This window comes from Umezawaea endophytica (assembly GCF_025061645.1).
Lineage (GTDB): Bacteria > Actinomycetota > Actinomycetes > Mycobacteriales > Pseudonocardiaceae > Umezawaea > Umezawaea endophytica.
In genome coordinates, this window is the sequence record NZ_JANYMP010000001.1 from 350,883 (window position 1) to 377,863 (window position 26,981).

19 protein-coding genes are annotated in these 26,981 nt (G+C 75.0%); 15 read left to right on the top strand and 4 right to left on the bottom strand.

The window, feature by feature from the left end:
• Positions 1–261: 261 nt before the first annotated feature.
• From NZH93_RS01545 to NZH93_RS01585, 9 genes are read left to right on the top strand one after another with little or no spacing between them, the layout of a single operon-like run.
• Positions 262–1,536, top strand: a complete 1,275-nt coding sequence (locus NZH93_RS01545; protein ID WP_259621037.1) for an MFS transporter — start codon at positions 262–264, stop codon at positions 1,534–1,536.
• A complete protein-coding gene (locus NZH93_RS01550; RefSeq protein WP_259621038.1) occupies positions 1,529–2,449 on the top strand; it encodes an aldo/keto reductase in 921 nt (306 codons plus the stop codon). The genes NZH93_RS01545 and NZH93_RS01550 overlap by 8 nt, the downstream gene beginning before the upstream one ends.
• A complete protein-coding gene (locus NZH93_RS01555; RefSeq protein WP_259621039.1) occupies positions 2,446–3,774 on the top strand; it encodes a condensation domain-containing protein in 1,329 nt (442 codons plus the stop codon). Before NZH93_RS01550 ends, NZH93_RS01555 begins: the two co-directional genes overlap by 4 nt.
• On the top strand, positions 3,767–5,983 hold the full coding sequence (locus NZH93_RS01560) for a penicillin acylase family protein (protein WP_259621040.1): 2,217 nt from the start codon (positions 3,767–3,769) through the stop codon (positions 5,981–5,983). Before NZH93_RS01555 ends, NZH93_RS01560 begins: the two co-directional genes overlap by 8 nt.
• The gene (locus NZH93_RS01565; RefSeq protein WP_259621041.1) at positions 5,980–11,127 is read left to right on the top strand and encodes an AMP-binding protein; all 5,148 of its coding nucleotides are present in this window, start codon (positions 5,980–5,982) and stop codon (positions 11,125–11,127) included. Before NZH93_RS01560 ends, NZH93_RS01565 begins: the two co-directional genes overlap by 4 nt.
• Complete coding sequence (locus tag NZH93_RS01570; protein ID WP_259621042.1) at positions 11,124–15,470, top strand: type I polyketide synthase; 4,347 nt, start codon at positions 11,124–11,126, stop codon at positions 15,468–15,470. The genes NZH93_RS01565 and NZH93_RS01570 overlap by 4 nt, the downstream gene beginning before the upstream one ends.
• Complete coding sequence (locus NZH93_RS01575; RefSeq protein ID WP_259621043.1) at positions 15,470–16,588, top strand: MupA/Atu3671 family FMN-dependent luciferase-like monooxygenase; 1,119 nt, start codon at positions 15,470–15,472, stop codon at positions 16,586–16,588. The genes NZH93_RS01570 and NZH93_RS01575 overlap by 1 nt, the downstream gene beginning before the upstream one ends.
• Positions 16,585–17,490, top strand: coding sequence for an aminotransferase class IV (locus tag NZH93_RS01580; protein WP_259621044.1), 906 nt, complete (start codon positions 16,585–16,587; stop codon positions 17,488–17,490). The genes NZH93_RS01575 and NZH93_RS01580 overlap by 4 nt, the downstream gene beginning before the upstream one ends.
• Positions 17,487–19,106, top strand: a complete 1,620-nt coding sequence (locus tag NZH93_RS01585) for a DUF4135 domain-containing protein (RefSeq protein ID WP_259621045.1) — start codon at positions 17,487–17,489, stop codon at positions 19,104–19,106. The genes NZH93_RS01580 and NZH93_RS01585 overlap by 4 nt, the downstream gene beginning before the upstream one ends.
• Positions 19,107–19,124: 18 nt before the next feature.
• Here NZH93_RS01585 and NZH93_RS01590 read toward each other — a convergent pair whose 3' ends face one another.
• Positions 19,125–19,466, bottom strand: coding sequence for a hypothetical protein (locus NZH93_RS01590; RefSeq protein WP_276022680.1), 342 nt, complete (start codon positions 19,464–19,466; stop codon positions 19,125–19,127).
• A gap of 283 nt (positions 19,467–19,749) precedes the next feature.
• Here NZH93_RS01590 and NZH93_RS49495 point away from each other — a divergent pair, with 283 nt between their 5' ends.
• Both NZH93_RS49495 and NZH93_RS01600 read left to right on the top strand, forming a co-directional pair.
• Positions 19,750–20,784, top strand: a complete 1,035-nt coding sequence (locus NZH93_RS49495; protein WP_276022548.1) for a hypothetical protein — start codon at positions 19,750–19,752, stop codon at positions 20,782–20,784.
• Positions 20,785–20,839: 55 nt separating this feature from the next.
• Positions 20,840–21,619, top strand: a complete 780-nt coding sequence (locus tag NZH93_RS01600) for an endonuclease/exonuclease/phosphatase family protein (RefSeq protein ID WP_259621047.1) — start codon at positions 20,840–20,842, stop codon at positions 21,617–21,619.
• Here NZH93_RS01600 and NZH93_RS01605 read toward each other — a convergent pair.
• The gene (locus NZH93_RS01605) at positions 21,607–22,374 is read right to left on the bottom strand and encodes an MBL fold metallo-hydrolase (RefSeq protein ID WP_259621048.1); all 768 of its coding nucleotides are present in this window, start codon (positions 22,372–22,374) and stop codon (positions 21,607–21,609) included. The genes NZH93_RS01600 and NZH93_RS01605 overlap by 13 nt on opposite strands.
• 80 nt (positions 22,375–22,454) lie before the next feature.
• On the opposite strand from NZH93_RS01605, the gene NZH93_RS01610 reads away from it, so the two are divergent.
• A complete protein-coding gene (locus NZH93_RS01610) occupies positions 22,455–22,886 on the top strand; it encodes an Rrf2 family transcriptional regulator (protein WP_259621049.1) in 432 nt (143 codons plus the stop codon).
• A gap of 4 nt (positions 22,887–22,890) precedes the next feature.
• Here NZH93_RS01610 and NZH93_RS01615 read toward each other — a convergent pair whose 3' ends face one another.
• A complete protein-coding gene (locus NZH93_RS01615) occupies positions 22,891–23,538 on the bottom strand; it encodes a TetR/AcrR family transcriptional regulator (protein ID WP_259621050.1) in 648 nt (215 codons plus the stop codon).
• A 109-nt stretch (positions 23,539–23,647) separates the two neighbouring features.
• On the opposite strand from NZH93_RS01615, the gene NZH93_RS01620 reads away from it, so the two are divergent.
• From NZH93_RS01620 to NZH93_RS01630, 3 genes are read left to right on the top strand one after another with little or no spacing between them, the layout of a single operon-like run.
• The gene (locus tag NZH93_RS01620) at positions 23,648–24,700 is read left to right on the top strand and encodes a medium chain dehydrogenase/reductase family protein (RefSeq protein ID WP_259621051.1); all 1,053 of its coding nucleotides are present in this window, start codon (positions 23,648–23,650) and stop codon (positions 24,698–24,700) included.
• Positions 24,697–25,332, top strand: a complete 636-nt coding sequence (locus NZH93_RS01625; protein ID WP_259621052.1) for a TetR/AcrR family transcriptional regulator — start codon at positions 24,697–24,699, stop codon at positions 25,330–25,332. Before NZH93_RS01620 ends, NZH93_RS01625 begins: the two co-directional genes overlap by 4 nt.
• Positions 25,333–25,366: 34 nt before the next feature.
• Positions 25,367–25,963 (top strand): ABC transporter permease, encoded by a 597-nt coding sequence (locus tag NZH93_RS01630; RefSeq protein ID WP_259621053.1) that lies wholly within the window; start codon positions 25,367–25,369, stop codon positions 25,961–25,963.
• On the opposite strand, the gene NZH93_RS01635 is transcribed toward NZH93_RS01630, so the two are convergent.
• Positions 25,954–26,973 (bottom strand): serine hydrolase domain-containing protein, encoded by a 1,020-nt coding sequence (locus NZH93_RS01635; RefSeq protein WP_259621054.1) that lies wholly within the window; start codon positions 26,971–26,973, stop codon positions 25,954–25,956. The genes NZH93_RS01630 and NZH93_RS01635 overlap by 10 nt on opposite strands.
• Positions 26,974–26,981 lie beyond the last annotated feature (8 nt).

Sequence of the window (26,981 nt, forward strand, 5' to 3'; positions counted from 1 at the left end):
CCACAATCCCCGCATGGATTTCGTCCGTGCGGCGGGTCTGCTTCGGCATGCCCGCCGCACGGGCGGAAGTTGTCCGTTCCCACAGGAGAGGAGGTGATCACGATGCCCACTGCGACCTTCCACGACTCCCTGCTCGACTCGGACGAGGCGGCGGCTGTGCAGGCCTCTTTCGACGAGGCCCTGGAGTCCGACGACTAGATGAACGCGCGGCTCGTCGGGCGCTCACGCGTCCGACGAGCCCGCTCTGGGGGATGGATCCGATTGACCACGAACACCGCGCCCCCACGGGCGCCTCGCACCTCGACGAACCTGCGGCTGCTGGTCTCCGGCCAGCTCCTCAGCCTCGTCGGGAGCGAGGTCACCAAACTCGCCCTGCCGCTCTACGCGCTGGGCACCCTGCACGCCACCTCCGGCGAGACCGGCCTGCTGCGCGCGGCGGCGCTGGCCCCCGCGCTGGTGGCCGCGCCGCTGGTCGGGGTGTGGGTGGACCGCCTGCCGCGCAAGCAGGTCCTGGTCGTGACCGCGCTCGCGCAGGCGGGCGTGCTCGTCGCCGTCGCGGCGACGCTGACCAACGAGGACTCCGGGCTCGGCCTGTTCGTGGCCGGTGTCGTCGTGCTGGGGGTGCTCGCCCAGATCGGCGAGGTCGCCTACCCGAGCTTCGTGCCGACCGTCGCGGGCGAGGGGGAACTGGCGCGCGCCAACGGGAGGCTGTTCGGCGCCCAGTCGTTCGCCGAGGCGGTGGGCCCCGGCCTGGCAGGCATCCTGCTCGCCAGGATCGGCCTCGGCCTGGTGCTCGTGCTGGACGCGCTGACGTTCCTGGTGGCCGCCGCGACGCTGCTGCGCGTGCGGGTTCGGGAAACCGTCGCGCCACGCGCGCACCGAACCTTCCGCCAGGACGTGACGCTCGGCGTGCGCGCCGTGCTCGCGCACCCGCTGCTGCGCACCACCGTGCTGGTCGCCGCCGCCTACAACGTGCTCGACACCGCCGCCACCACGGCGTTCCTGGTCCACGCGACCACCGGCCTCGGCATGTCCACGACCCAGGTCGGCGTGGTCGTCGGCGGCGCCGGGGCGGGCGCGGTACTGGGCAGCGCCCTGTCCCGCCGGCTGTGCGCGGCGGTCGGGCTCGGCCGCGGCATGGTCGCGACCTTCGCCGCGGGCACCGTCGCCCCGGCACCCCTGCTGCTCGCCGACGACGCGAGCACCACGACGGTCCTGTTCTGCGCGGCGGTGTTCGCCACGTGGGCCTTCTGCGTGACCGCCTACAGCGTGCAGGCCCTGTGCGTGCGGCAGGCGGTGACGCCGGAACCGCTGATGGGCCGCGTGATGGCCGGGAGCTGGCTGTTCGTGCTGGGCGCGCTGCCGATCGGCGCGCTGCTCGGCGGAGTGGCGGGCGACGCGTGGGGCGCGGGTCCCGCGCTGGCCGCGGCGGTCTGCGCGCTGCCCCTCACCCTGCTGCTCCTGACCAGGTCGCCGGTGCCGAAGCTCACCGCGCTGCCCAGCGTCGACGACTCGTTCTGGCGCGCCCATGCCTGAGCCGACGACCGCGTTGCGGGCCGCGCCGGTGGTGATCGGCTGCTGGGCCTGGGGCGACCGGCGCACCTGGGGCTACCGGACCCGGTTCGGCGACGACGACCTGCGCGCCGCGGTCGAGGCGCTGGACGCCGCGGGCCTGCGGTGGTTCGACACCGCGGAGGTCTACGCGGGCGGCCGTTCCGAACGCCTGCTCGGCGACCTGCTGGCCGGGCGGCCGGACTTCGCCGTGTCCACCAAGTTCTTCCCCTACCCGTGGCGGCTGGGCGCGGGCCAGTTCCGCCGCGCGCTGGACGCGAGCCTGCGGCGGTTGAAGCGGGACAGCGTGCAGCTCTACCAGGTGCACCACGAGGTGCCCGCCGCGCTGGCCCGCCGGTGGGCGGCGCACCTGGCCGCCGCGCGCCGGGACGGGGTCATCGAGGCGATCGGCACGTCCAACCTGTCCGCGCCCGCGTTGCGGGTCGTGGTCGAGGCGTTGGCGGAACACGGTGAACGCGTTGTGGCGCACCAGGTCCGCTACAACCTGTGCGACCGGCGGGTCGAGCGGACGGACGTGCCGGACCTGTGCCGGGAGCACGGGATCACACTGCTCGCCCACAGCGCGCTCGGCCAGGGCCTGCTGTCCGGCCGCTACCGCGCGGGCACGGCCATGTCCGGCCGCCGCGCGTTCCCGGTCCAGGTGCTGGCGCAGGCGGAACCGCTGCTGGCGCTGCTCGACCGGTACGCGGCCAAGCTCGACGTGACCACCGCGGCCGTCGCGCTGGCGTGGCTGCGGCACCGCGGCGCGACCCCGATCGTCGGCGTGCACGACCGCGCGCAGGCCGAGGGTGTCGCCGCGGGTGTGCCCGTGGTGCTGCCGGAGACCATGGCCAAGCGCCTGGACGCCGTCTCCGCGCCGTGGCGGGGGAAGTCGTGAGCACCGCGGGCGGGCTGGACCCGCTCCGCGCGCGGCTGGTCGCGCTGATGTCCGCGGCGACCCACCCGACCGCGCCCGCGCAGGAGCAGATGTTGGGCGCGGCGTCGGCCGGGCCGTCCCCGCACGTGGACCTCGTCGCGGCCAGGGTGACCGGTCCGGTGGACCTCCCCGCGCTGCGGGCCGCGCTCGACGCCCTGGTGCGGAACCACGAAGCGCTGCGAACCCACTTCACCTTCGAGCCGGAGCCGCGGATGGTCGTGCGGCCACCCGAACCGGCCGAACTCGTGGTCGAGCCCATCACCGGGGTCGAGGCCGCCGCGGCACGTGCCCGCGCCCTGCTCGGCACACCGGTCGACGTGCGCACCCCCGTGCCGCACCGCGCGGTGTTGCTGTCGCACGGCGAAAACGACCACGTGCTGCTCGCCGCTGTGCCGCACCTGCTGTTCGACGAGCACTCGCACGGCGTGTACCTCGACGACCTCGCGGCGCTGCTGCGCGGCGAGCAGCCGCCGCCTCGCGGCCGGTACCGGGAGTACGCGCTGGAGCAGGCCGCGCTGCTCGCCGACGGCACGGCCGTGCGGCGGCGGGCCGAAGCACTGGCGCCGCCGCTGTCGAAGGCGACCTGGCCCAAGTCGCCGGAGCGCCGCCGGTACCGGCAGTCCGTCGTGGCCGACCGGTGGTCGGCGGACTGGCTCGACGACGTCGTGCGGCGGCTCGCCTCGCGCGGCACCACCCTGAACATGGCGTGCACGGCGGCGTGGGCCGCGGCCCTGCACGCGGTGACCGGCGTGGGGGACGTGCGGATCGGCACGTCGCTGGCCAACCGGGCCGACCCCGCGCACGTCGGCACGATCGGCCTGTTCGCCACCATGTCGGTGCTGCGCCTGCCGGTCGCGGACGGCGACACCGTCGGCGACCTGCTGGCCAGGGCCCGGCGCACGGCGATGGGGGCGATGGCCGACGCGCACGTCCCGCTGTCCGCGCTGCTCGCGGAGTTGCGCGGCGCGCACCCCGGCTTCCGGGCGTCCAGCCTGTACGAGGCGACGCTGGTGTTCGTCGGCCACGGCGAGCCCGTCCTCGCCGGTCCGCGCACGACGCTGCGCGCGGTCGACGGGTTCGACGCCGACGAGGGCCCGCGGCCCGCGTTCCAGCCGGTGCAGTTGGCGGTGCGGCTGGGCGAGGGTGCCGAGGTGCGGCTCGGCTACGACGGCGACCTGCTCGGCGAGACCGACGCCACGACGCTGCTGCGGCTGCTGCGGGCGTTCCTGCGCGCCGCCCCGGACCGGACGGTCGCCGACCTGGCGCGGGAGGTGGCCGATGGCTGACACCGCCCTCCCGCGCTGGTGGGACCTGTCCCCCACCGCCGTCCGGGCCCGGACGGCGGTGCGCGCGACCGCGGTCAGGGTCGGCGCCACGACCGCCGCCGCCCTGAGCGCGCTGGGCGTGAGCGGCGGACCGGTGGCCGAGGAGGTGCGCGCCCTGGCGGCGATGCGCCGCTTCCACCGCGCCGCGGGCAAGGCGCGTGACGACCTGTTCCCCCGGCTGCGCGTCGACCGGCGCGGGGTGCCGCTGGTGGCCGGTACCGAGCCGGAGGTGTGGCGGGGCCTGGGTTTCGCGTCGGCCTGGTCGCACGGCTTCACGATGGACCTCACCCGCAGGCGCGTCGCGGGCACGTCGGGCGCGCTGTTCGGCGGCGCCGCGACCGAGGCCGACGCCCGGCAGCGGCGGATCGGCTTCGCCTTCTACGCGGAGCGGATCGTCGCCGCGCTGCCTCCGGGGCAGCGCGCGCTGCTGGACGCCTACGCCGACGGCGTCAACGCCCTGCTGGAGCGCGTCACGCCTTGGGAGCACACGGTTCTCGGCGTCACGCCGGACCCGTGGTCGGCGGTCGACAGCGTGCTCGTCGTGCAGGACCTGTTCCAGCAGCTCACCGATCCCGGTGAGCACGAGCTGCGGGCCCGGCTGGACGCGCTGCTCGGCGCGGGCCGGGGCGCGGAGCTGCTCGCGGGCACCGTCGGCACCACCACCGCCGTGGACGGCACACCGCGCTCGGACGCCCAAGGCCTGGACCTGCTGCGCGAGGCCATCGCCGCCGCCGTGCTGGAAGGGCGTGAGCAGGCCCAGCCGGGCGGCCCGGCCCCGGTGCTCGGCTCCAACGCCTGGTCGGTCGGATCGGTGCTGGCCAACGACGTGCACCTGCCGCTCGGCGTGCCGAACACCCTGTTCTTCGCCCGTGCCGTCGTCGACGGCGACCCGGTGCAGGGCTTCCTGCGGCCGGGTGTGCCCGTGTTCCTCGCGGGCGCCACCCCGTGGCTGGCCTGGGGTCCCACGAGGTTGTGCGGCCGGACCAGCGCCCGGCTGCCCGCGGGCTCACCGGGCACCGAGGTCGTCGTGGACCGCGTCGACGCCGAGACCGGCACGCGGGTGGTGCTGGCCGAGGCGGGCCCGGTGCTGTCGGACGGGGACGTGCTGCGCTGGCTCGCCCTCGAGCCGGGCGGGGTCGAGTTCGGGCTGTCCGCGCTCCCCCGCTGCCGCACCGCCGCGCAGGCGTGCGAGGTGGCCGCCGCCGCGGGGTCACCGCCGATCAGCCTGCTGGTCACCGATCGCGACGGGCGCCAGGCGTGGACGGTCGGCGGTCGGGTCCTCGCGCACGACGAGCTGGTGGAGCCCGCCGCCGTGCCGCGCGTGGTCGACCCGGCGACCCGTGTGCTGGTGACCGCCAACAACGACCTCGGCGTCCCCGGTCCCGACGGCTCGGTGTCGAGCAACGCCTACCCGCACGACCGCGCCCGCCGCATCACCACGCTGGTGCGCCGGTCCACACCGACGGCGACCGTGCAGTCCGATGTGGACGCCGCGTTCTACGCGCCGTGGCGCGCGGTGTTCCGCCCGTACCTGACCAAGTTCCCGGCCGTCGCGGCGGCCGTCGAGGGCTGGGACGGCACGGCGGGCGTGCAGGCGACGGGCCTGCACTACCTCGTGCTGCTGCACGGCCTGCTGCGCGGCAAGGTGCTCGCGCCGCTGCGCCCCCTCGTGGCCGCGGACGACCTGTTCGGCCCGGCCGAGCTGGGCGCGCTGGACGCCGAACTGGCCCAGCTCGTCGGCGAGGCGTCGCCGGACCTGCTGCCGCCGGGGTTCCGCGACTGGCCGCACCTGCTGCGCTGGTGCGTGCTGGCGGCGACCCGCTACCTGGAGAAGCAGCTCGGCCCGGACGCGCCGACGCTGCCGTGGGGCGCGGTGAACCGGCTCGGCCTGCGGCACCCGCTCTCCGCCAGGCTGCCCCGGCTGAGCTGGGCGCTGGACCGCCCGAACCTGCCGCGCCGCGGCTGCCTCCAGACGGTGGACGCCGCCGCGCCCGGATTCGGCGCGGCCATGCGCTTCGAGTGCGACCCGGTGGCGGGCCGGTTCCGGGTGAGCTGGCCAGGCGGCCAGTCCGGCGACCCGCTCTCCCCCGGCTACCGCTCGCTGTTCGCCGACTGGGTCGCGGGACGCCTCGTGCCGCTGCCGTTCCCCACCGGAGAGGAGAGGCCATGACGGGCACCGACCTGGTCACCGCGATCCGGCACCACGCCGAGCACCGGCCGGACCACCCCGTGCTGTCCTGGTTGGACGGTCTGTCCGAGCTCACCGGGGTGCTGACCTCCGCGGAGGTGGACCGGCGGGCCGCACGGGTCGCCGCGGCCCTGCGCGCCGCGGTCGAGCCCGGTGCCAGGGTGCTGCTGCTGTTCCCGCCCGGTCTGGACTTCGTGCCCGCGTTCGTCGGGTGCCTGTACGCGGGGTGCCTGCCGGTGCCGGTGTACCCGGTGCTCGACGGCGAGGGCCTGGCCGTGATCGGGCGCGTCCGCGACGACTGCGGCGCGTCCGCCGCGCTGGTGGCCGACGAGGCGACCGGCGCGGCCGTGGGACCGCTGGTCGGCCTGCCGGTCGTCCTGCCGGGCGACGACGAGTTCCGCCCGTCCGGCCCGGTGGACCTTGGGGCGACCGCGTTCCTCCAGTACACGTCCGGCTCGACGTCGGCGCCCAAGGGCGTCGTCGTGACGCACGGGAACCTCGCCGCGAACCTGGAGACGATCCGCGGGGTGTTCGGGCACGGCCCGGACAGCACGATCCTGAGCTGGCTGCCCGTCTACCACGACATGGGCCTGATCGGGAACGTGCTGCACGCCCTGCGCACCGGTTCCCGCCTGCTGCTGGGCTCACCGCTGGACTTCGTCCGCGACCCGCTGGCGTGGCCGCGCGCGGTCGCCCGGTACGGCGCGGACACCAGCGGCGGGCCGAACTTCGCCTACGACCTCGTGGTGCGGGCCGTCGAACGGCACGGGCTGCCGGAGATCGACCTGAGCGGCTGGACGCGCGCCTACTGCGGCGCCGAGCAGGTGAACCGCAAGAGCATGGACCGGTTCGCTCGAACCCTGGCCCCGCTCGGGTTCGACGCCGGGGCGCTCATGCCGTGCTACGGCCTGGCCGAGGCCACGCTGCTGGTCTCGTCGGTCTCCCCCGGTGTCGGGGTGAGCGGCGCGGACGTCGTGTCGTGCGGCACCCCGCGCGACTGCGAGGTGTCCGTTGTGGACGGTGCGGGCGAAGCCGTGGCTCCGGGCGAGGTGGGCGAGGTCGTGCTGGCGGGCCCGTCGGTGTCGCCGGGCTACTGGTCCGACGGCGGTCCGGTCGGCCGGGACGGCAAGTGGCTGCGCACCGGCGACCTGGGGTTCCTGGCGGACGGCGAGCTGCACGTCACCGGCCGGTCGTCGGACGTCCTGGTCGTGCGGGGCCGCAACCACCACCCGTACGACGTCGAGCGGCTGGTCACCGCCGAGGTGGCCGCGTTCCGCCCCGGCTGCGTGGCGGCGTTCGCGGTGGACGGCCGGGTCGTCGTGGTCGGCGAGCTGCGCGAGGGCGCCGTGCTCACCCCCGCCGACGCGCAGCGCGCGGCGTCCACGATCGCCTCCGCCCACGGCGTTCCCGTCGCGGAGGTGCTGGGCGTACCGCGCGGCGGCGTCCCGAAGACCACCAGCGGGAAGCTCCAGCGCCGCCGGTGCGCCGCGCGGTACCGGGACGGCGTGTACGACGAGCACCGGCGGACGGCCGCGGCGGTCACGACGAGTTCGATCGGCGCGCTGGTCGGCGAGGTCCTCGGCTGGGACCGGGTCGACGACGAGGTGCCGCTGGCCGCGCAGGGCCTGGACTCGGTGGGCGCGGTGCTGCTGGGCCACGCCCTGGAGCGCGAGCACGGCGTGGTGCTGCCCGTGCGGGCGCTGCTGGACGGCGCGCGTCCCCGTGACCTGGCCGAGCACCTGGCGGTCGCGCCGAAGGCCCGGCAGGCCACAACCGTCGCGAGTGGACGGTTGTCGAAAGCCCAGGAAGCGCTGGTGTTCCTGGACGCGATGAACCCCGGCGGCGACGAGTACACCGTCTCGCACGCCGTGGAGCTGCCGGACGACGTCGACCTCGGGACGTTCCGCACGGCGCTGCGGATGGCGGTGCTGCGGCACCCCGAGCTGGGCGTGCGGATCGTCGGCGACGACCGGGGCTGGCGGCGCGAGCCGGTGGACCCGGACGCGCTGCGCGAGGTGCTGGCTCCCGTGCCGGTCCCGGTGCGCGAGGAGTGGCTGCGCGACCAGCTCACCGACGTCGCCGAGGTGCCGTTCGACCTGGCGGAGGGTCCGCTGGTGCGCCTGCACCTGTGGCGGACCCCGCGCCGCACCGTGCTCCAGCTCGTCGCGCACCACGCGGTGCTGGACCTGTGGTCGCTGTGCCTGGTGCTGCGCGACGTGGCCACCGCGTACGACGCGCTGGTGCGCGGGGCGCTGCCCCGGCTGGCCGCCGTGACCCCGTACGACACCTACGTCGCCGCGCAGGAGGAGTACCTGGCCTCACCCGCCGCGGCGGCCCGGTCGGCCGCCCTGCGCGACCGGCTGCCCGCGCAGGCCGAGGCGCTGGGCGTGCGCACCGACCGGCCGCGCACGTCCCGCCGTGGCAGCCGGGGCGCGACCGCGCACGGCGTCCTCGACGGGGACGCGGCCCGGTTCGTGCGCGAGTCCGGGCCGGTGCCCGCGCTGGTCGCGCTGTGGGGCCTGTGCCTCGGCCGCTACGACACCCCCGGCCCGGTCGTGGTCGGCGTGCCCGCGGCCGGACGGCCCGGCGCCGCGCTCGGCCAGGTCGTCGGCCTGTGCACCAACACCGTGCCGGTCGCGGTGGACACCGACCCCTCGCGACCGCTGGCGGACCTGGTGGCCGACGTGCGCGGCCAGCTCCTCGACGGCGTCGAGGAGGGCCTGTACCCGCTCAGCGCCGCCGTCGAGGCCGTGCGCCCGCCGCGGGCGCCCGGCCGCACGCCGCTGGTCGAGACGCTGCTGGTGCTCACGGAGAACCCGTTGCCCTCGCTGGCCGGGCTCGCGGACGTGCTGTCCGGTGTGGACGGTGCGGCCGTCCGGCTGGGCGGGCTGGAGCTGCGCAACGTCGAGGTGCCGCGGCGGAGCTGCCGGTACGACCTGGACGTGGTGGTCACCGAGCGGGGCGACGGCTTCGCCGTGCGGCTGGACTACGCGGCCGACCTGTTCACCGACGACACCGCCCGGTCGATCCTGGACACCTTCACCGCCATGGTCCACGCCGCCGCGCGCGCCGGGACCGCCGCCGACACGCACGTCCTGTCCACACGCGACCGCGACTGGCTGGACCGGGTCGGCCGCTCGGACACCGCCGCGCTGCCCGAGGACCCCGCGACGATGGTCAGGAGGGTCGCCGAGGCGACCCCCGACCTGCCCGCCGTCGAGGCGCCGGACGGCACGCTGACCTTCGCGGAGTTCCACGACCGGGTCGGCACACTCGCCACCGCGCTCACCCGTGCCCTGCCGGACGACGCCGCCCTGCCCGCCGAACGCCAGGTCGCGCTCCTCGTGGGCCCGTCCGCCGACCTCGCCGTGGCGATGTTCGCGGCGTGGCGCGCGGGACTGGGCATCGTGCCCCTGCCCCCGGAGTTCCCGGACGACCGGCTGGGCGTGATGCTCGACGGCAGCGGCGCACGGCTGCTGCTCGCGGGCCGCGAACAGCAGGACCGGGCCCGAACGCTCGCCGAAGGCGGCAAGACCGTCGTGGTGGCGATCGACGCGGGAGACGCGGGAGATGCGGGAGTCGCGGGCCGGCCAACAGCGGACCGGACACGCGCACTCGCCGAACCCGCCACGGCCGACCAACCACCGCTCGACCAGGCACGAGCGCTCGCCAAACCCGCCACCGCCGACCAGGCAGCGCTCGACCAGGCAGCGCTCGCCGACGGCGGCCAGACCGTCGCGGTCGTCGCCAGCACCGCCGACGACTCCGCCACGACCACCACCGACCTTCCGCCACCCGACCGGACCGCGCCCGCGTTCACCGTCTTCACCAGCGGCTCCACCGGTACGCCGAAGGGCGTGCTGGTCCGGCACGACCACCTGTCGCCGCACATGGCCTGGTTCGGGGACCGCTTCGGGTCCGGGCCCGGCACGCGGATCGCGCAGACCCTGTCACTGGGCTTCGACTTCGGGTTGCAGGAGCTGTTCACCACCATCCCGTTCGGCGGCTGCCTGGTCGTCCCCGACCCGGCCGACCGGCGTGACGGCCGCCGCTACGCGCGGTTCCTGCGCCGGGCGGCGGTGACGGTGCTGTTCACCACGCCGTCGTTCGCCGACGAGCTGGCCGCCACCGGTGAACCGCTGCCGGACCTGCGGGTGGTGCTGCTCGGCGGTGAGGTGCTGACCGGTGCGACCGTGGTGGCGCTGCGCCGCCTGCTGGCGCCGGACTGCCGGGTCTTCAACGGGTACGGGCCCACCGAGGCGACGGTGAACTGCCTGGCCCACGAGGTCACCGAGGAGGACCCGCCCGCTGTGCTGCCGGTCGGCGCGGCGACCTCGGGCAGCAGCGTCCTCGTCGTCGACGAGGACCTGCGGCCGGTGCCGGTCGGTGCCACGGGCGAACTGCTGATCGGCGGCAACGGCGTCACGGGCGGTTACCTCGCCGGACCGGTGGGCGGGTTCGTGCCCGACACCGCGTTCGGCGGGCCGGACGGCCTCGCCTACCGCAGCGGCGACCTCGGCCACGTCCGGCCCGGCGGCGGGTTCGTCGTGCACGGCCGGGCCGACCGGCAGGTCAAGGTGCGCGGTTTCCGGGTCGAGCCCGCCGAGGTGGAGCACGTGCTGCGCGGCCGGGACGACGTGACCGCCGCCGTGGTGCTGGCCGTCGGCAGGCCCGTGCGGCTGGCCGCGTTCGTGGTCGGCGCCGCCCGCCCCGAGGAGCTGACCACGTGGCTGGCCCGGCACTTCCCGCGCAACCTGGTGCCGGAGCAGGTGTTCGCGCTCGACCGGATCCCGTCGACCCCCAACGGGAAGGTCGACGAGTCGGCGCTGCGCGACCTCGCCGAGACGGCCGGGGTGCTGCCACCCGGTGAGGCCCGCTCGCCCGGCTCGGTCGAGCGGGCCGTGTGCCAGGTGTGGGAGCAGGCGCTCGGCGGCGTGCCGGTGGCCGCGGACGCCAACGTGTTCGACCTCGGCGCGCACTCGCTCGTCGTGACCCGCGTGCACCAACGGCTGGAAGCCGTGCTGGGCCTGACCTTCCCGGCGCACAGCCTGTTCGACCACCCCCGGCCGAGGTCCTTGGCCGAGTACCTGATGACCGCCGCGATGGACTTGGAGGCCGACACATGACCACTCCCGCCGAAGAGCACCCTGGTTCCGTCGCGATCATCGGGATGGCCGCCCGGCTACCCGGTTCCGACGGCGTGGCCAAGTTCTGGCACGACCTGCGCGAGGGCGTGGAACGGGTGGTGAAGCACAGCCGGGAGGAGATGCTCGCCCGCGGCGCCTCCGAGGAGCAGGTCGACGACGAGTACTGGGTCAACGCCTCCGCGCCCTTGCAGGACGCCGAGTCGTTCGACGCGTCCTTCTTCGGCTACTCGGCGCGCGAGGCCGCGGTGATGGACCCGCAGCACCGGATCTTCCTGGAGTGCGCCCACCACGGCCTGGAGGACTCCGGGTACGACCCGACCCGCTACCCCGGCCTGATCGGGGTCTACGCGGGCGCCACGATGAACACCTACGTGCACTACAACCTGATGGCCAACGCCGACGTGGTGTCGGTCATCGGCGACCTCCAGACGATGATCGGCAACGACAAGGACTACCTGAGCACGCGGGTGTCCTACAAGCTCGACCTGCGCGGGCCCAGCATGGCGGTGCAGACGGCGTGCTCGTCGTCGCTGGTGGCCGTGCACATGGCGTGCCGCGCGCTGCTCGACGACGAGTGCGACATGGCGTTGGCGGGCGGCACGTCGCTGCGGATGCCGCACGGCGCCGGGTACCTGGCCAACCCCGGCGGCACGTCGGCCCGCGACGGGCACTGCCGCGCGTTCGACGAGGCCGCGGCGGGCAGCGTCACCGGCAGCGGCACGGGTGTGGTGGTGCTCAAGAAGCTGGACGCGGCCCTGCGGGACGGGGACACGATCCACGCGGTCATCCGCGGCACGGCCGTGGGCAACGACGGCGGCACGAAGGCGAGCTTCACCGCCCCGAGCATCGAGGGCCAGGCCCGCACGATGGTCCGGGCGATCCAGCGGGCGGGCCTGGAGGCGCGCGACATCGACTACGTCGAGGCGCACGGCACCGGCACGCCGCTGGGCGACCCGATCGAGGTGGCCGCGCTGACCAAGGCGTTCCGCACCACCACCGACGAGGTCGGCTACTGCCACCTCGGGTCGGTGAAGCCGAACATCGGCCACCTCGACGCGGCGGCGGGCATCGCGGGCGTGATCAAGGCGGTGCTGGTGCTGAAGAACCGCAAGGTGCCGCCGGTGGTCAACTGCGTCCGGCCGAACCCGAAGCTGGACCTGGACCGGTCGCCGTTCGTGGTGCCGCTGGAACTGACCCCGCTGGACTCCGACGTGCCGCTCCGCGCGGCGGTGAACTCGCTGGGAATGGGCGGCAGCAACGCTTTCGCGGTGCTGGAGGAGGCACCGCGGACGCGGGCGAGCGGTCCGTCGCGGCGCAGGCACCCGGTGCTGCTGTCGGCCCGCGACCCGCTGGCGCTCGACGACCTGGGCACCGCGTTCGGGCAGTGGACGCGGGAGAACGCGCACCGCGACCTGGCGGACGTGGCGTACACGCTGGCCACCGGCAGGCGCCGGTTCGAGCACCGGCGCGCGGGCGTGGCCACCGATCTGGAGGACGCGGGCTTCGCCATCGGCACCTCCGGCAGCAGCAGGCAGCTCACCACGCGGATCACCGGCACCACGCACGTCGGCCTGCTGTTCCCCGGCCAGGGCGCGCAGCGGGTCGGCATGGGCTCGCGGATCGCGGCGGGTGATCCCCGGTTCGCCGCGCACCTGGACCACTGCCTGACCCTGTTCGGCGACCTGGGCGGGCTGGACCTGCGGGCGCTGCTGCACCCGGCGGGCGGCGACACCCCCGAGGCACGGGAGGTGTTGGCGCACACCGAGAACACGCAGCCCGCGCTGTTCGCCGTCGAGTGGGCGCTGGCCCGCACGCTGCTGGACTACGGCGTGAAGGCGCGCGGCCTGCTCGGTCACAGCGTCGGAGAGTGGGTGGCGGCGACGCTGGCAGGCGTGTTCACCCTGGAGGACGCCGTCGAGCTGGTCGCCCTGCGCGGACGGCTGCTGGCGGGCACGCCGGAGGGTTCGATGCTCTACGTCGACCTGCCGGAGCACGAGGTGCGGGCCGTCCTGCCGTCGGACCTCGCGGTGGCCGCCGTCAACGCCGAGCGGCTGACCGTGGTGTCCGGCGCGCCCGCCGCGGTGGCCGGGTTCGCCTCCCTGCTCGCCGAGCGCGGCGACGTGACCACCGGGTCCCTGCACGTGACCAGGGCGTTCCACTCGCCCCTCGTCGCCGACGCGGCCGAGGAGCTGCGCGAGGCCGTGGCGGGCCGCACGCTCGGCGCCCCGACGATGCCGGTGGTGTCGAACGTGACCGGCGCCGTGCTGACCGCCGAGCAGGCCGTCGACCCGGACTACTGGCGCGACCAGGTCGTGTCGCCCGTGCGGTTCGCCGACGGGATGACCGCGCTGCGGGAACTCGGGGCCGACGTGCTGCTGGAGGTGGGTCCCGGCAAGGGGCTGACCGGGCTGCGGCCCGCGGCCGAGCAGGCCGACGGCGTGGCCGTGCTGGTCGGCGCGCGGGGAGCCGAGCCGCCGGACCTGCTGGACACGCTGGTGGCCTGCTGGTCGCGCGGCGTCGACGTCGACTGGTCCGCCTACTACGAGGGCGAGCTGCGGAGCAGGGTGCCGCTGCCGCTCTACCCGTTCCGCCGCGACCGGCACTGGTTGGAGCCCAAGGGTTCCGCCACGACGCCGCGGGTCGCGGCGGTCGAGACCGAGCAGCGGTTGGACGCCGAGCGGTGGCCGCACCGGCCGAGCTGGTCGCAGCACGCGCCGGTGCCCGCCGCGACGACCGCGGTGGTGGACGGTCCGCTCACCGGAGCCGACCTGCCCGGTGGCGCGGAGGAGCCGGTGGCCGTCGTGCTGCGGCAGGCGCCGGACACCCCCGTCGACGAGGCACTGGAACTGGTGCGCACCACCGTGAAGGCGCTCGCGGCGTCGGGCCGACCCCGGCTCGCGCTGGCCGTGGTGACCACGGGCGCGGCCGACCCGCGGCCGGGGCGGTCGCTGGCCGATCCCGCGGCGGCGGCCGTGGCCGCGGCGCTGCGGGTCGCGGGCCAGGAGCACCCGACGCTGCGCACGTGCCTGGTCGACGGCCCGGACCTCGGGTCGGAGGCCGTGGCGGCGCTGGCGTGGCGGTTCGAGTCCGGCTCGGTGCTCGCCGTGCGGGACGACGCGGTGTGGGAGTCGACGTTCGTCCCCGGCCCCGCGTCGGGCCCGGCCGCACCGCCGACGCGGTGGCTGGTGCTCGGAGGCGTCGGCGTGTTCGGCCGCGCGTTCGCCGAGGCGGCGTTCGCGGCGGGCGCGGACCGCGTCATCGCGCTGGACACCGCCCGGCACACCGGACCGGACGACCACGACGGCCGCTGGTCGGCGGTCGTCGGGGACGCCGCGGACCCGGTGGCGGTCTCGGCGGCGCTGGCGGAGCTGGGACCGGGAGCCGGTGTCGTGCACGCGGTCGGCCTGCCGGGCGCGACGGCGTTCGGGCCGCTGACCGAACTCACGGCCGCGCAGGTGGCCGAGCACCTGGCGGTGAAGCGGGACTCGACCGGCGTCGTCGCCGAGGTCGCCGCGGCCCACGGCGTCCGGGAGGTGCTGCTGGTGTCGAGCCTCGCGTCCGTCCTGGGTGGACTGGGCGGGTTCGGCTACGCGGCGGCCAACGGCTGGCTCGACGGCACGGCGCAGCGGCTGGACGGCCGCGACGGGGTGCGGTGGAGCGCGGTGGCGTGGGAGCACTGGCAGGAGGCGCAGCCCGATCCGCGCGATCCGCGCACCCGGTACGCGCTGGTGGGCAAGGAGCTGCGGGCGGCGATCGACGTGCTGCTGGCCCGTGCGCCGGAAGCCGCGCTCGCCCTGTCCACTGTGGACCTGGGCACCCGCGCGGCCCGGCTGCGGACCGTCGCGGCGCAACCGCCGAAACCCGTGGCCCAGCCCCGCAAGGCCGCCGCCAGGACGGCGAACCTGACGCCGATGCAGCGGGTCGTCGCCCGCACCTGGTCCGAACTGCTCGGCATCGAGGACTTCGGGGTGCACGACAACTTCCTGGAGCTGGGCGGCAGCTCGCTGGGGTTCATGCAGACCGTCACGAAGCTGCGGCGGATCTTCGGCCTGGAACTGTCGATGGTGGAGCTGTTCGAGACGCCGACCGTCGCCGCGCTGGCGACGCACCTGGAGGAGCTGGGGCTGTCCGCCGACCAGGCGGGCGTCGACGCCGCTCCGGCCCCGGCCGCCGCTCAGGCTCCCGAACCGGCGCCGGCGCCGGCACCGGTACCGGTCGCGGCACCGGCCGACGACGACGCGTCGCTGGTGGACCGCATCCAGGCCATGTCCGACGACGAGGTGCGGGCGCTGCTCGCCCAGTACGAGGGGAGGGAGGGCTGATGGAGCTGTCACCGGAGCGCCGCAGGCTCCTGGAGCTGATCGGCGGCGAGACCCCGGCACCCACCCCGCCCGCGATCAGCCTGTTCTTCTTCGCCGCCGACCTCGACGACGAGCCGGAGGAGAAGTACGACCTGATCCTGCGGTGCTCGGAGCTGGCCGACGAGCTGGGCCTGCACGCGGTGTGGGTGCCCGAACGGCACTTCGACGGGTTCGGCGCGCCCTACCCCCGGCCCGCCGTGCTGCTGGCCGCCATCGCCGCGCGCACCGAGCGGCTCCGGCTGCGGGCGGGCAGCGTCGTGCTGCCGCTGCACGACCCGCTGCTGGTGGCCGAGGAGTGGGGCGTGCTCAGCGCGCTGAGCCGCGGCCGGGCCGGGATCTCCCTGGCGTCCGGCTGGCACGCCCACGACTTCGTGCTGCGCCCGGAGGTGTTCGCCAACCGCAAGTCCGTCCTCGTTGAGCACTACCGGACGATGCGGCGGCTGTGGCGGGGCGAGGAGGTCAAGCGCGAGGCACCGGACGGGCGGGTGGTCGACGTGCGCGCCTACCCCCGGCCCCGGCAGGAGCCGCCCGCGTGGCTGACCAGCTCGTCCAACCCGGCGACCTGGCTGACCGCCGCCGAACTGGGCGTCAACGTGCTGACCGCGCTGCTGGAGCAGAGCGTGGAGGACGTCGCGTCGAAGGTGTCGCTCTACCGGCAGGCGCTGGTGGCGGCCGGGAACCTCACCCGGCCGGAGGTGACGCTGATGCTGCACACCCACGTCGGGCCGGACGACGAGACCGTGCGCGACCGGGTGCGGCAGCCGTTGAAGGACTACCTGTCGGCGCACATGGACCTGTTCGCCAAGCAGGCGACGGCCGAACTCGGGGTCAACCCCGAGGACGTCACCGACGCCGACCGGCAGTTCCTGCTGGAACACGGGTTCGCCCGCTACTACTCCTCGGCAGGCCTGTTCGGCTCGCCGTCGACCTGTCTGTCCAGAGTGGACGAACTGGCCGCGGCTGGTGTGACGGAGCTGGGGTGCCTGGTGGACTTCGGCCTGCCCCCGGACCAGGTCCTGGAGTGCGTGCGCGGTCTTGGCGACCTCCGGTCGGCCCTCTCGGAACGGGGCTCGCCGTGACGCGGTGCCTCGCGGTGTTCCACGAGGGGCGGCGGCTGCCCGACGGGTCCGCGCCCTTCGGCGGCAACAGCCTCCAGCACGGCACCGCGGTGTTCGAGGGGATCCGCGGCTACTCGGGCGTGGCCGGACCGGCCCTGTTCCGCCTGGACGACCACCTGGCGAGGCTGCTGTCCTCGGCCCGCCTGCTGGGCATCGACCACCCCTACGACCTGGCGGAACTGCGTTCCCACGTGCTGACGGCCGCGGCCTCCCACCAGGGGGACGTGTACGTGCGGCCGGTGCTGCTGACGCTCGACACCGTGCTCGGCGTCGACCTCCGGGCCCTGCCGTTCACGCTGGTGACCGGGCTGTGGCCCGCGCCGGGCCGGGATGTGCGGCCGACCGGCGCGGCCAGGCTGACCGTGTCGCCGTGGCGGCGGCCGTCGGCGACGTCGTTCCCGGTGCGCGCCAAGGCGACCGGCGCCTACGCCAACTCGGCGCTGGCCAGGACGGCGGCCGTGCGCGCGGGGTTCGACGACGCCGTGCAGCTCGACCCGGACTCGGGGCGGGTGGCGGAGGCGACCGTGGCCAACGTGTTCGTCGTGCGGGACGGGCGGATCCGCACGCCGTGGCTGGCGGACAGCGTGCTGGCGGGCATCACCAGGGCGTCGGTGCTGGACCTCGCGGGAGGGCTGGGGCTGCCCGCCGAGGAGGGCCCGGTGACGGTGGAGGACCTGCGCGCGGCGGACGAGGTGTTCCTCACCGGCACGGCCGCCGAGATCGTGCCGGTCGGGGCGGTCGACGACGTGGTCTACGGCGCCCGACCGGTGTGCGAGGCGCTGGTGGAGGCGTTCCGCCGGGCCGTGACCGGGGCGACCGACCACGGCTGGCTGACGCCGGTCCGGGCCGGGGCGGCGGCGTGACGACCGACCCGGCGGGCCCGCTGCTGGGCGGCGCGGCGGAACTGGCGGCGATCGAGGACGCCGTCCGGTGGGGGCGGGCGACCGACTGGTGGCCCGCGCCGGACGCCGTGGTGGACGGCGGCGCCGAGCCTGCCGATCCCATCGTCGACCTGTGCGGAGCCGAGGGCGATCGGCCGATGGGCGTGCTGGGCCTGGTGTTCCCGGCGGCGCGCGCGATCCGGGACGCGGCGGTGCGGGACGTGCGCGGGCTGGGCCTGCCGGGCCTGGCGCGAGCGGTCAGCGCCGCCGTGCCGCTCTCAAGCCTGCACGACGTGGTGGTGCGGGCCGTCGTCGCCGACCTGCACGCGGTGCGCGACGCGGGCGGGCTGGGCGCGGGCACGTCGCGGGGGCGGTTCGAGGAGTTCTGCGCGGGACTGGCCACCCCCGCGGGCAGGCGGGCCGTGTGGGACCGCTACCCGGTGCTGGCCGGGCACGTGCGCGGTCTCTGCGGCCGGTGGCACCGGTCCGTGGTCGAGTTGGCGTCCCGGCTCGCCGACGACCGGCCCGGCTCCGGCGAGGTGCGGAGCCTCCGGCTGGGCGCGGGTGACGGGCACCGCGGCGGACGCGGTGTGGCGATCGTCGGGTTCGAAGACGGCGAGGTGGTCTACAAGCCCCGGCCCGCCGACGCGGACCGCGCGTTCGCCGCGCTGGTCGAGTGGTTCAACGGCACCGGCCCGGCGCTGGAGCTGCGCTGCCCCGGCACGCGACCGGGGGCGGGCTACGCGTGGGTCGAGTTCGTCGAGCACCGCGCGGGCACCGACGCGCGGGCCTACCACCGCCGGGCGGGCGCCCTGCTCGCGCTGCTGTACGCGGTGCTGGGAACGGACATGCACCAGGAGAACGTCATCGCGCGCGGCGACGAGCCGGTGCCCGTCGACCTGGAAGCCCTGTGCACGCCCCTCGCGCGACCCGCCGACTGGTCGGTGGCGCGCACCGGCCTGCTGCACACCGGCGGCGTCGACATCAGCGGCCTGGGCGGCGGCGCCCCCGGCCCGCACCCGGTGCCGTCACCGACCGTCCGCGACCGGGGCACCGACACGATGCACCTGGTGTGGGCCACCGGGACGCGAACCACATGGCTGCCGAACCGCCAGGTCGTCGACGGCACGCGCACCCGGCCCGCGGACCACGTCGACAGCCTGGTCGAGGGGTTCGCCGAGGCCTACGACCGGCTGGCACGCTCCCGGAAGGCGCTGCTGGCACCGGGCGGCCCCGTGCACGCGCTGTCCACCGCCGCGCTGCGGGTGGTGCTCCGCCCGACGACCGTCTACAGCAGACTGCTCGCCGAACGCGCGCACCCCGCGCACCTGTCGAGCCCGCAGGCCCAGCGGGACGTGTTGGCACTGCTCGGTTCCGACGCCGTGGCGACCACCGAGGCCGCCCAACTCGCCACGGGCGACGTGCCGCTGTTCGAGTTCACGCCGACCGGCCGCGACCTGACCGCCGGGAACGGAACGGTCCTGCGCAACGCCCTGCCGCACCAGCCGTACGACGCCGTGCGGGCCGTGCTGGACCGCCTGTCCGACCAGGACCTGACCCGCCAAGCCGACCTGATCCGCACCGCCTGGCAGGTCTGACGCCGGGGTCGGCCCGCGTTACCCGTCGAGGCGCACGGTGATGCTGACGCGGCCCCGGTCGTCCCGGTGGGCGACGGCGTGCCCGCCGCGGTCGACCCCGTCCAGTTCCAGCGAGAGCGGCCCGCCCTCGCCGAGGAAGTTGCGCCACCACGTCTTGGAGTCCGGCAGGGCGACGGTGATCGTCACGGTGTCCCCGGTGCGGCGGTAGGCGACGGGCGTGCTGAACGTGCGCCCCGAACGGCGGCCGGTGTAGGTCACGACGGTGAGCCGCCTGCTGACCGCCTTCCCGAACCGGGGAGAGGTGCGCAGCGCGACCACGCACCCGTTGACCCGGTTCACCACCCGCTCCGGGAACCACATACCGGTTCGCACGAAATCCTCCACACCTGTTGCCCTGAAAGGGAAAAGCCCCGACTTCGATCACGCTAACACGGTGAGGCGCGGCCGCGGCCGAATCGCGTCCAAGTGAGAGGCCGGGCGGTGGCGGCCTCTCGCATCGGCCGTACGGACCACGCGCGCGCCGCCCGGCGTTCGGCGAACGCACGCTTTCACCGGAGAGGGGTGGTCGCTGCCGGACGGGTGGTGTACCCCTTGTCGAGCGCGCTCGTGGGAGGCGTTCGTCGTCGTGGGGGTGGAGATCCGGATGGCTCGGTCGAAGCGCGTCGTGCGGGACGTGGTGCTGGTCTCGGTGCTGACCGCGGTCGGGGCGGTCGGGCTCGTCGCGGGGGTCGCGGGGGTTCGGCTGCTGGCCGCCCGCGGGGTCGAGTTGAAGGCGACCGTCGAGGTCGAGGGCCGGGTGGTGGACGGGTTCCGGCCGACGGACGAGAAGGCGCTGGTGGTGTGGTCGACCGAGGAGGGGGACGAGCAGTCGACCTGGTTCGCGCTGGACGAGCCGGGGCGGTGGGCTCCGGGGCAGGCGTTCCGGGTGCGGTACGACCCTCAGGAGGGCTCGGACAAGGGGCCGTTCCTGCCCAAGGCGCTCAGGGACAAGGTCGACGTCGTGTCGGGCGAACCCGACGCGCACAACGCCGACCACGACGCCGGGTGGGACTACTGGTGGCCGACCGCGGCCATCGGCGGTGTCGCGGCGCTGGTGCTGCTGGCCTGGGCCGCGCGGTTGAGGCTGAACCAGGTGGCCGCCGCCGCGCCGCCCGTGCCGATGCGGGTGGTGGCGGTCCGCGGTCGCAGCTCGGCCCTCGGCACGAAGGACAGCGTGGCGCTGCTGCTCGCGCCACCGGACGCCCCGCTCGACACCGACGCGCTGAGCGGGCTCGACCCCCTCCCCCGCGAGCTGCCGGGGCTGCTGTGGCAACGCGTCTACTGGCACCCCGCGGTGGAGACGATCACGCCCGGCGCGACGGTGCGGGCGCGGATCAAGGACGGCTTCGGCAGGCGCGCGGTGGTCGAACTCGACGGTGACGTCCTGACCCAGCCCGCCGGGCGCCTGCGCGCCACGGCACACCGGGGGATCTCCTACACCGTGCCGGAACCGCGGGCCTACGCGCGCTACGCCGTGTCCCAGCGCCCGCCGCCGGTGGTGTGGCTCGTCCCGATCCCGGCGGGCCTGTTCAGCGCGGCCCGAGGCCACTTCCTCGCCGACGCCCCGCTCATCATCCTCGGCCTGCTGGTGCTCACCACGTTCGCCTGGGCGTGGTTCACCCCCGCCCCGGAGGCCTGACGCGCCCCCGTACGGCGGTACGGCGGGCCACCGGTCCGGCACGAGCATGGTCGACATGACCCCACCGCGCCGGAGCACCGGCCTGCTGCTGGCCGTGATCCTGCTGACCGGGCTGGTGACCGTCTCGGCCCGAGCCGCCACCGCGTTCAAGGTGGTGCAGATGAACCTGTGCAACAGCGGGATCGCGGGCTGCTACCAGGACGGGCTCGCGGTCGGCGAGGCCGTGACGATGATCCGGAACCGGCAGCCGGACGTCGTCTCGGTGAACGAGGTGTGCCTGTCCGACCTGCCCGGTCTCACCGCGGCGGTCGGCGCGAGCGCCCAGTACCGGTTCGCCTTCGTGCGCAACAGGTCCACGGGCTCCGACTACCAGTGCACGGCGGGCCGCGGCGCGTACGGCAGCGGGATCATCGTGAAGGAGGGCATCACCTCGGGCGGGACCGGCGTGTACACCGCGCAGGACGGCGGCACCGAGATGCGGGCCTGGGCGTGCGCGCTGAGCGCGGTGCGCGGGTTCACCGCGTGCACCACGCACCTGAGCACCACCGCGACCACGGCGCTCGCGCAGTGTCGTGAACTCCTGCCCGCCACGGCCCTGTCCTTCGACCCGACCGGCTCGCCGACGACCCGGCACGTGGTGCTGGGCGACCTGAACCTCAGGTACAGCCCCGGTTCTCCCACGAACGCGCAGAACTGCGTCCCGTCGGGCTGGTTCCGCAAGGGCGACGGCGACGTGCAGCACGTCACCGCCCGCACCCTCGCGTTCGTCTCGACCCAGACCTACTCGATGTCCCGCACCGACCACCCGGCGTTCGTCGTGAACTACACCTTCTGAGGCGCGGCGAGCGGCACCGGCTGCCCGTCGCCGACCAGCGCCGCCGTGATGCCGCGCGCCTCGGCCGCGCGGCGGAAGCGCCCTTCGACGTCGGGCTGCTCGACGTAGGTGGGCGGGTGGTGGAAGAGCCCGTGGTGGATCGCGCAGGCGGTCGTCGCCCCGAGGACGGCGGCGGCCTCGACCGCCTGCTCGGGCGTCAGGGTGGCGGGCACGTCGACCTCGTAGCCCTCGAACCTGGCGATCACGCCGTTGACGGGCAGGAACGCGACGTCGAACGGGCCGTGATCGCGGGCGATCCGCCACCAGTTGCCGTGCCACATGGTGTCGCCGCAGTGGATGATCCGCCGTCCCGCTCCCTCCACGACCCAGGCGACCTGGGCGGCCTCGTCACCCCGCCAGTCCATCGAGGTCACGGGCGTCACCGTCAGCGGGCCGATGCGCCGGGGCTCCCCCAGTTCCTGCGGGATCGCGTCGACGCCCGCCGCCCGCAGCTCGGGCGCGCTCGGCGCGTGGCAGCCGACGGTCCCCGTGGTCGCGAGCCGGGCGATCAGCTCGTGGTCGTAGTGGTCCGGGTGCAGGTGCGTGAGCAGCGCGTGCGTGCCCGGCGCCGGGTCGATGGGGAGCAGGGGCCACTTCGGCTCCCCGAGGACGGCGACGAGCGGGTCGGCGTTCTCCAGCGGGTCGATCAGCAGGCGGGTGTCGTCGAGGGTGATCTCGACGCCCGCCCAGGCCAGGCGTCGCAGGTGGAGGGTCATGGGACCTCAATTCGTAATCGTCATGGTTGCGGATTGCCCCAACCGTAGCCACAACGGTTGCGATATGACAAGGTGGGCGGGTGGCCCGATCGACGAACACCCGGTTCGCCGTCGCCGTGCACGTGTTGACCTACCTCGCGGGCGACACCGGCGACCGCCCCGTGAGCTCGGACGAACTCTCCACGAGCACCAACGTCAACCCCGTCCACGTGCGCCGGGTGCTCGGCCCGCTGCGCGAGGCGGGGCTGGTGCGGTCACGGCCCGGCGTGCACGGGGGCTGGGAACTGGCCGTCGACGCGGCGGACGTGACGCTCGCGCGGATCTGGCGGCTGCTCCAGGGCGACGACCAGGTGCTCGGCCTGCACGGGCCGAACCCGACGTGCGAGGTGGGCCGCGACGTCCAGGAGTCGCTGACGGCGCTCGACCGGGTGGTCGCCGACGCCGTCGCCACCGAACTGGCCCGGTTCACCGTCCACGACGTGCTGACGCGGGCCGTGCCGAAGCCGCTCTGACGCCCTACCGGAGGTGGGCCAGCGCGGTGATGACGCGCTCGGCGATGTCCGCGGGCCACGGGTAGGCGACGGTCACGGCCCGCTGGTGGGCCAGCCCGTGCAGGCCCAGCCACAGCGCGACCCCGTCGGCGACCAGGTCGTCGCTGGTGGAGATACCGGCCTCGACGCAGGCGCCGAGCCCCTCGACGAGCAGGCCCATGCTCGTGTCGCCGAGCGAGGACAGGTCGCTCTCGGTCAGGGTCGTCTTGTCCAGGTCCGGCATCCAGAGCCCGCCGAACATGGTGCGGTAGCGGCCGGGGTGGTGCTGGGCGAACTCCAGGTAGGAGTGGCCGATGGCCAGCAGCCGCTGACGGGGGTCGTCGCCCGCGGCGTCCAGGCCGGCGCGGAGCCGCTCCTCCAGTTCAGTGAAGGCCTGCCGCACGACGGCCAGCATGATGCTCGGCTGGTCCGGGAAGTGCCGGTAGATCGAGGGAGCGGCGATCCCGACCTTGCGGGCCACCGCCCGCAGCGTGACGGCACCCTCGTCGCCGGTCTCGTCGAGCAGGTCGACCGCCGCGGCCACGATGTCGTCGCGCAGACGGGACCCCTCCCCCCGCCGGTTGCGGGCGCGGGCGGGCTTCGACTCGTCGACCACCGTCGTGTTCTCCACCATGCTGTCAGCTTACAAGAAGAAGCTTATCGGTGTTGCCTCTTGCGCTCGGTAGCCGAACAGTCGTAGCCTTACGCCTGTAACCACAACCCGCCGAACACGGAGGAACACCATGAACAGCACCGTCGCCACCCGCGCCACCGAGGTCGTCCTGCCCGGCAAGGTCGAGCCGACCGGCCTGGAGGTCCACGTCCGCGACCTGCCCGCCCCCGCCGCGGACCAGGTCGTCCTGCGGATGGAGGCGACCGGCGTGTCGTTCGCCGAGCAGCAGATGCGGCGCGGCAAGTACTACGACCAGCCCGCGTTCCCCTTCGTGCCCGGCTACGACGTCGTCGGCACCGTGACCGCCGTCGGCGCGGGCGTGGACGCCGGGCTGGTCGGCCGCCGGTTCGCCGCCGTCACCAAGGTCGGCGGCTGGGCCAGCTCCCTGCTGGTCGACGCCGGGGACCTGGTGGCCGTGCCGGACGGCGTCTCGTCCGCCGCCGCCGAGACCGTGGCGGTCAACGGGGTCACGGCCTGGCAGATGCTGCACCGGATCGCGCGGGTGCGCTCCGGCGGGACGATCGTCGTGCTGGGCGCCAACGGCGGCGTCGGCTCCACGCTCGTGCAGCTCGCCAAGCACGCCGGGATGACGGTGATCGGCACGGCGTCCCCGCGGCACCACGACACGGTGCGCGAGCTGGGGGCGATCCCGGTCGACTACCGCGATCCGGCCATGTACCAGCGCATCCGGGAGATCGCGCCGGACGGCGTGGACGCGGTGTTCGACCACGTCGGCGGCTCCGGCCTGGACGCGTCGTGGGACCTCCTGCGCAAGGGCGGGACGCTCGTGTCCTACGGCACCGCGGCGACGAAGGACGAGGAGGGCAACTCGCAGCTCCCGGTGCTGAAGTCGTTCGCCCGCCTGGCGCTGTGGAACTACCTGCCCAACGGCCGGAACGCGCACTTCTACAACTTCTGGGCGGGCAAGCGCAGCCTGGAGCGCTTCCGCGCCAAGCTGCGCGAGGACCTCACCCGCGTGCTGGGCCTCGTGGCCGACGGTGTCCTCACCCCGCAGGTCGCCGCCGAGTACCCGCTGAGCGAGGCGGCCGCGGCGCTGGCGCTCGCCGAGTCGCGCACCGTCGCGGGCAAGGTCGTCATCGTTCCCGACGCGCCCAGGTCATGAGCGACGCGGCCGGTCCGCCTCGCCCCCGCGCGAGGCACCGCCGCGGGGAGGGCGACCTGCTCCGCGCCGAGATCCTGGCCGCCGCCACCGAGCTGCTCGACGCCAGTGGTGACGCTCGCGCCGTGACGCTGCGGGCCGTCGCCCGCGGCGTCGGGATCACCGCCTCGTCGATCTACCCGCACTTCCCGGACCAGTCGTCCGTCGTTCTCGCCGTCGTGCGGCAGGCGTTCGCCGGGCTGGTCGACTGGCTCCGGTCCGCGGTCGACCAGGCGGACGACGACCCCCGGCAGCGGCTGCACGCCCTCTGCCAGGCCTACCTGGACTTCTCCCACGACCATCCCCGGCGCTACCGCACGATGTTCGGCGGCATCTGGACGTCCGCCGCCGACAGCGGCACCACCCCCGACGTCCTCGCCGACCTCGGCGCCGAAGCGGTCGACCTCGTCGTCGACTGCCTGACCGCCTGCGTCGCCGCGGGCTGCTGCACCAGCGAAGACCCGGAGGCCGACGCGGTCGCGCTGTGGGTGGGGCTGCACGGCCTCGCCCACCAGCGCGCCGCGAGCAGCGCCTTCCCGTGGCCCGCCGACATCACCCGGCGGATCACCGTCCCCCTCTCCCACCTGGTCGCCTGACCCGCTCGGGCGACACCCACCGGAGGCACCAGCCATGAGCACCGCGACACTCCCCGCACCGACCCCCGCCCTCCGCGTCGGCGAGGTCGACAACCGCGCCACCTACGTCAGCTTCGGCCTCGCCTACGTCCTCGGGCACGGCGCCGCCGCGCTCTCCCGAGGCGACGACCCGTTGGTCGCCCTGCCGGGCTGGCTGCCGATGACCCTGCTCGGCATCGGGCTCGCCGCGGGCACCGCGTACAGCACCGCCGCCGCCCTCCGAGCCCAACGGGGAGCGAGCGAGCCCGACGTCCTGTCCGGCAAGCTCCTCGGCGCCTCGTGGATCGGCGGCTTCGCCGCGCTCTTCCTCGCCATCACCGGCTTGTCGTCCACAGTGGATGTACCCGACCTGCAAACCGCGCTCTGGCCAACGGGTTCCGGTCTCGTGGTCGGGCTGCTCTACCTCGGCGAGGGCGCCGTGCGCCGCAACGTCCTGCACTACTGCCTCGGCGCGTGGCTGGCGCTGACCTCCTCGGCCGCGCTCTTCCTCGGCACCCCAGGACTCTTCTGGGTCCTCGCCGTCGCGGGTGGCGGCGGCTACGCGGTCGCCACCCACCTGGAGCGCGCCCGCCTCGTGCGCGGTCAGCAGTAGAGCGAGCCGAACAGGCCGATCAGGTCCGCGCCGGGCACTCCCCCGCCCACCGGGTTGTAGGACAGCGCGGCCCGGCGGCCGTCGTCGGCCCGTGTGGCGTAGGTGAGGTAGCCGATCAGTTCGCCGCCGTGGCCCCAGACCGAACGGCCGCACGGCAGGTCGAAGCGCTGCAACCCCAGGCCGTAGGCGAAGATCGTGCCGGTGTCGACGGTCTCCCGCATGGCGGCGAGGGAGGCCGCGGACGTCAGCCGCCCGCCCAGCAGGGCGTCGAGGAACCGGGTGAGGTCGTCCGCGGTGGAGATCATCTCCCCTGCCGCCCAGTCCAGCGACGGGTTCATCAGCGTCGCGTCGACCAGCTCGCCGTCGACGGTCGTGTAGCCGCGGGCGTGCGGGTGCGGCAGGCCGGGCCACCGGCCGGGCACGATCGTGTGGTCCAGCCGCAACGGCCGGAGCACCCGCGCCCGCACCTCGTCGCCGTAGGTCCGCCCGGTCACCCGTTCCACCAGCATCCCGGCGACGACGTAGTTGGTGTTCGAGTAGTGCCACCCCTGGCCCGGCGGGAAGTACGGCTCCCGCGAGGCCGCCACCGCCAGCAGCTCCTCCGGCGCGTAGGACCGGAACCGCTCCGCGCCCCGCCACCTGTTGGTCGACCAGCCGGCCTCGTGGGCGTAGTCGTAGAGCCCGCTCGTGTGGTTGAGCACCTGCCGAACCGTCATCCGGTCCCCGTTCGGCACACCGCTCACGTACCCGCCCACCGGGTCGTCCAGCCCCACCCGCCCCTCGTCCACGAGTTGCAGGACGACCGTGGCGACGAACGTCTTGGTCACGCTGCCGATGCGGAAGTACCCACCGACCCGCGCCTCACCCGCGGCGTCCGCGCGCACACCCCCCGAGTCCTCGACGGTGAGCAGCGCACCCGACACCCACCCCTCCTCCACCCAGTCGCCCAGCACGGGGAACACGCCGGACAGGGCCAGCACCGTTGCGGTAAAAGCACTTCTGATGATCACGTGGTCAA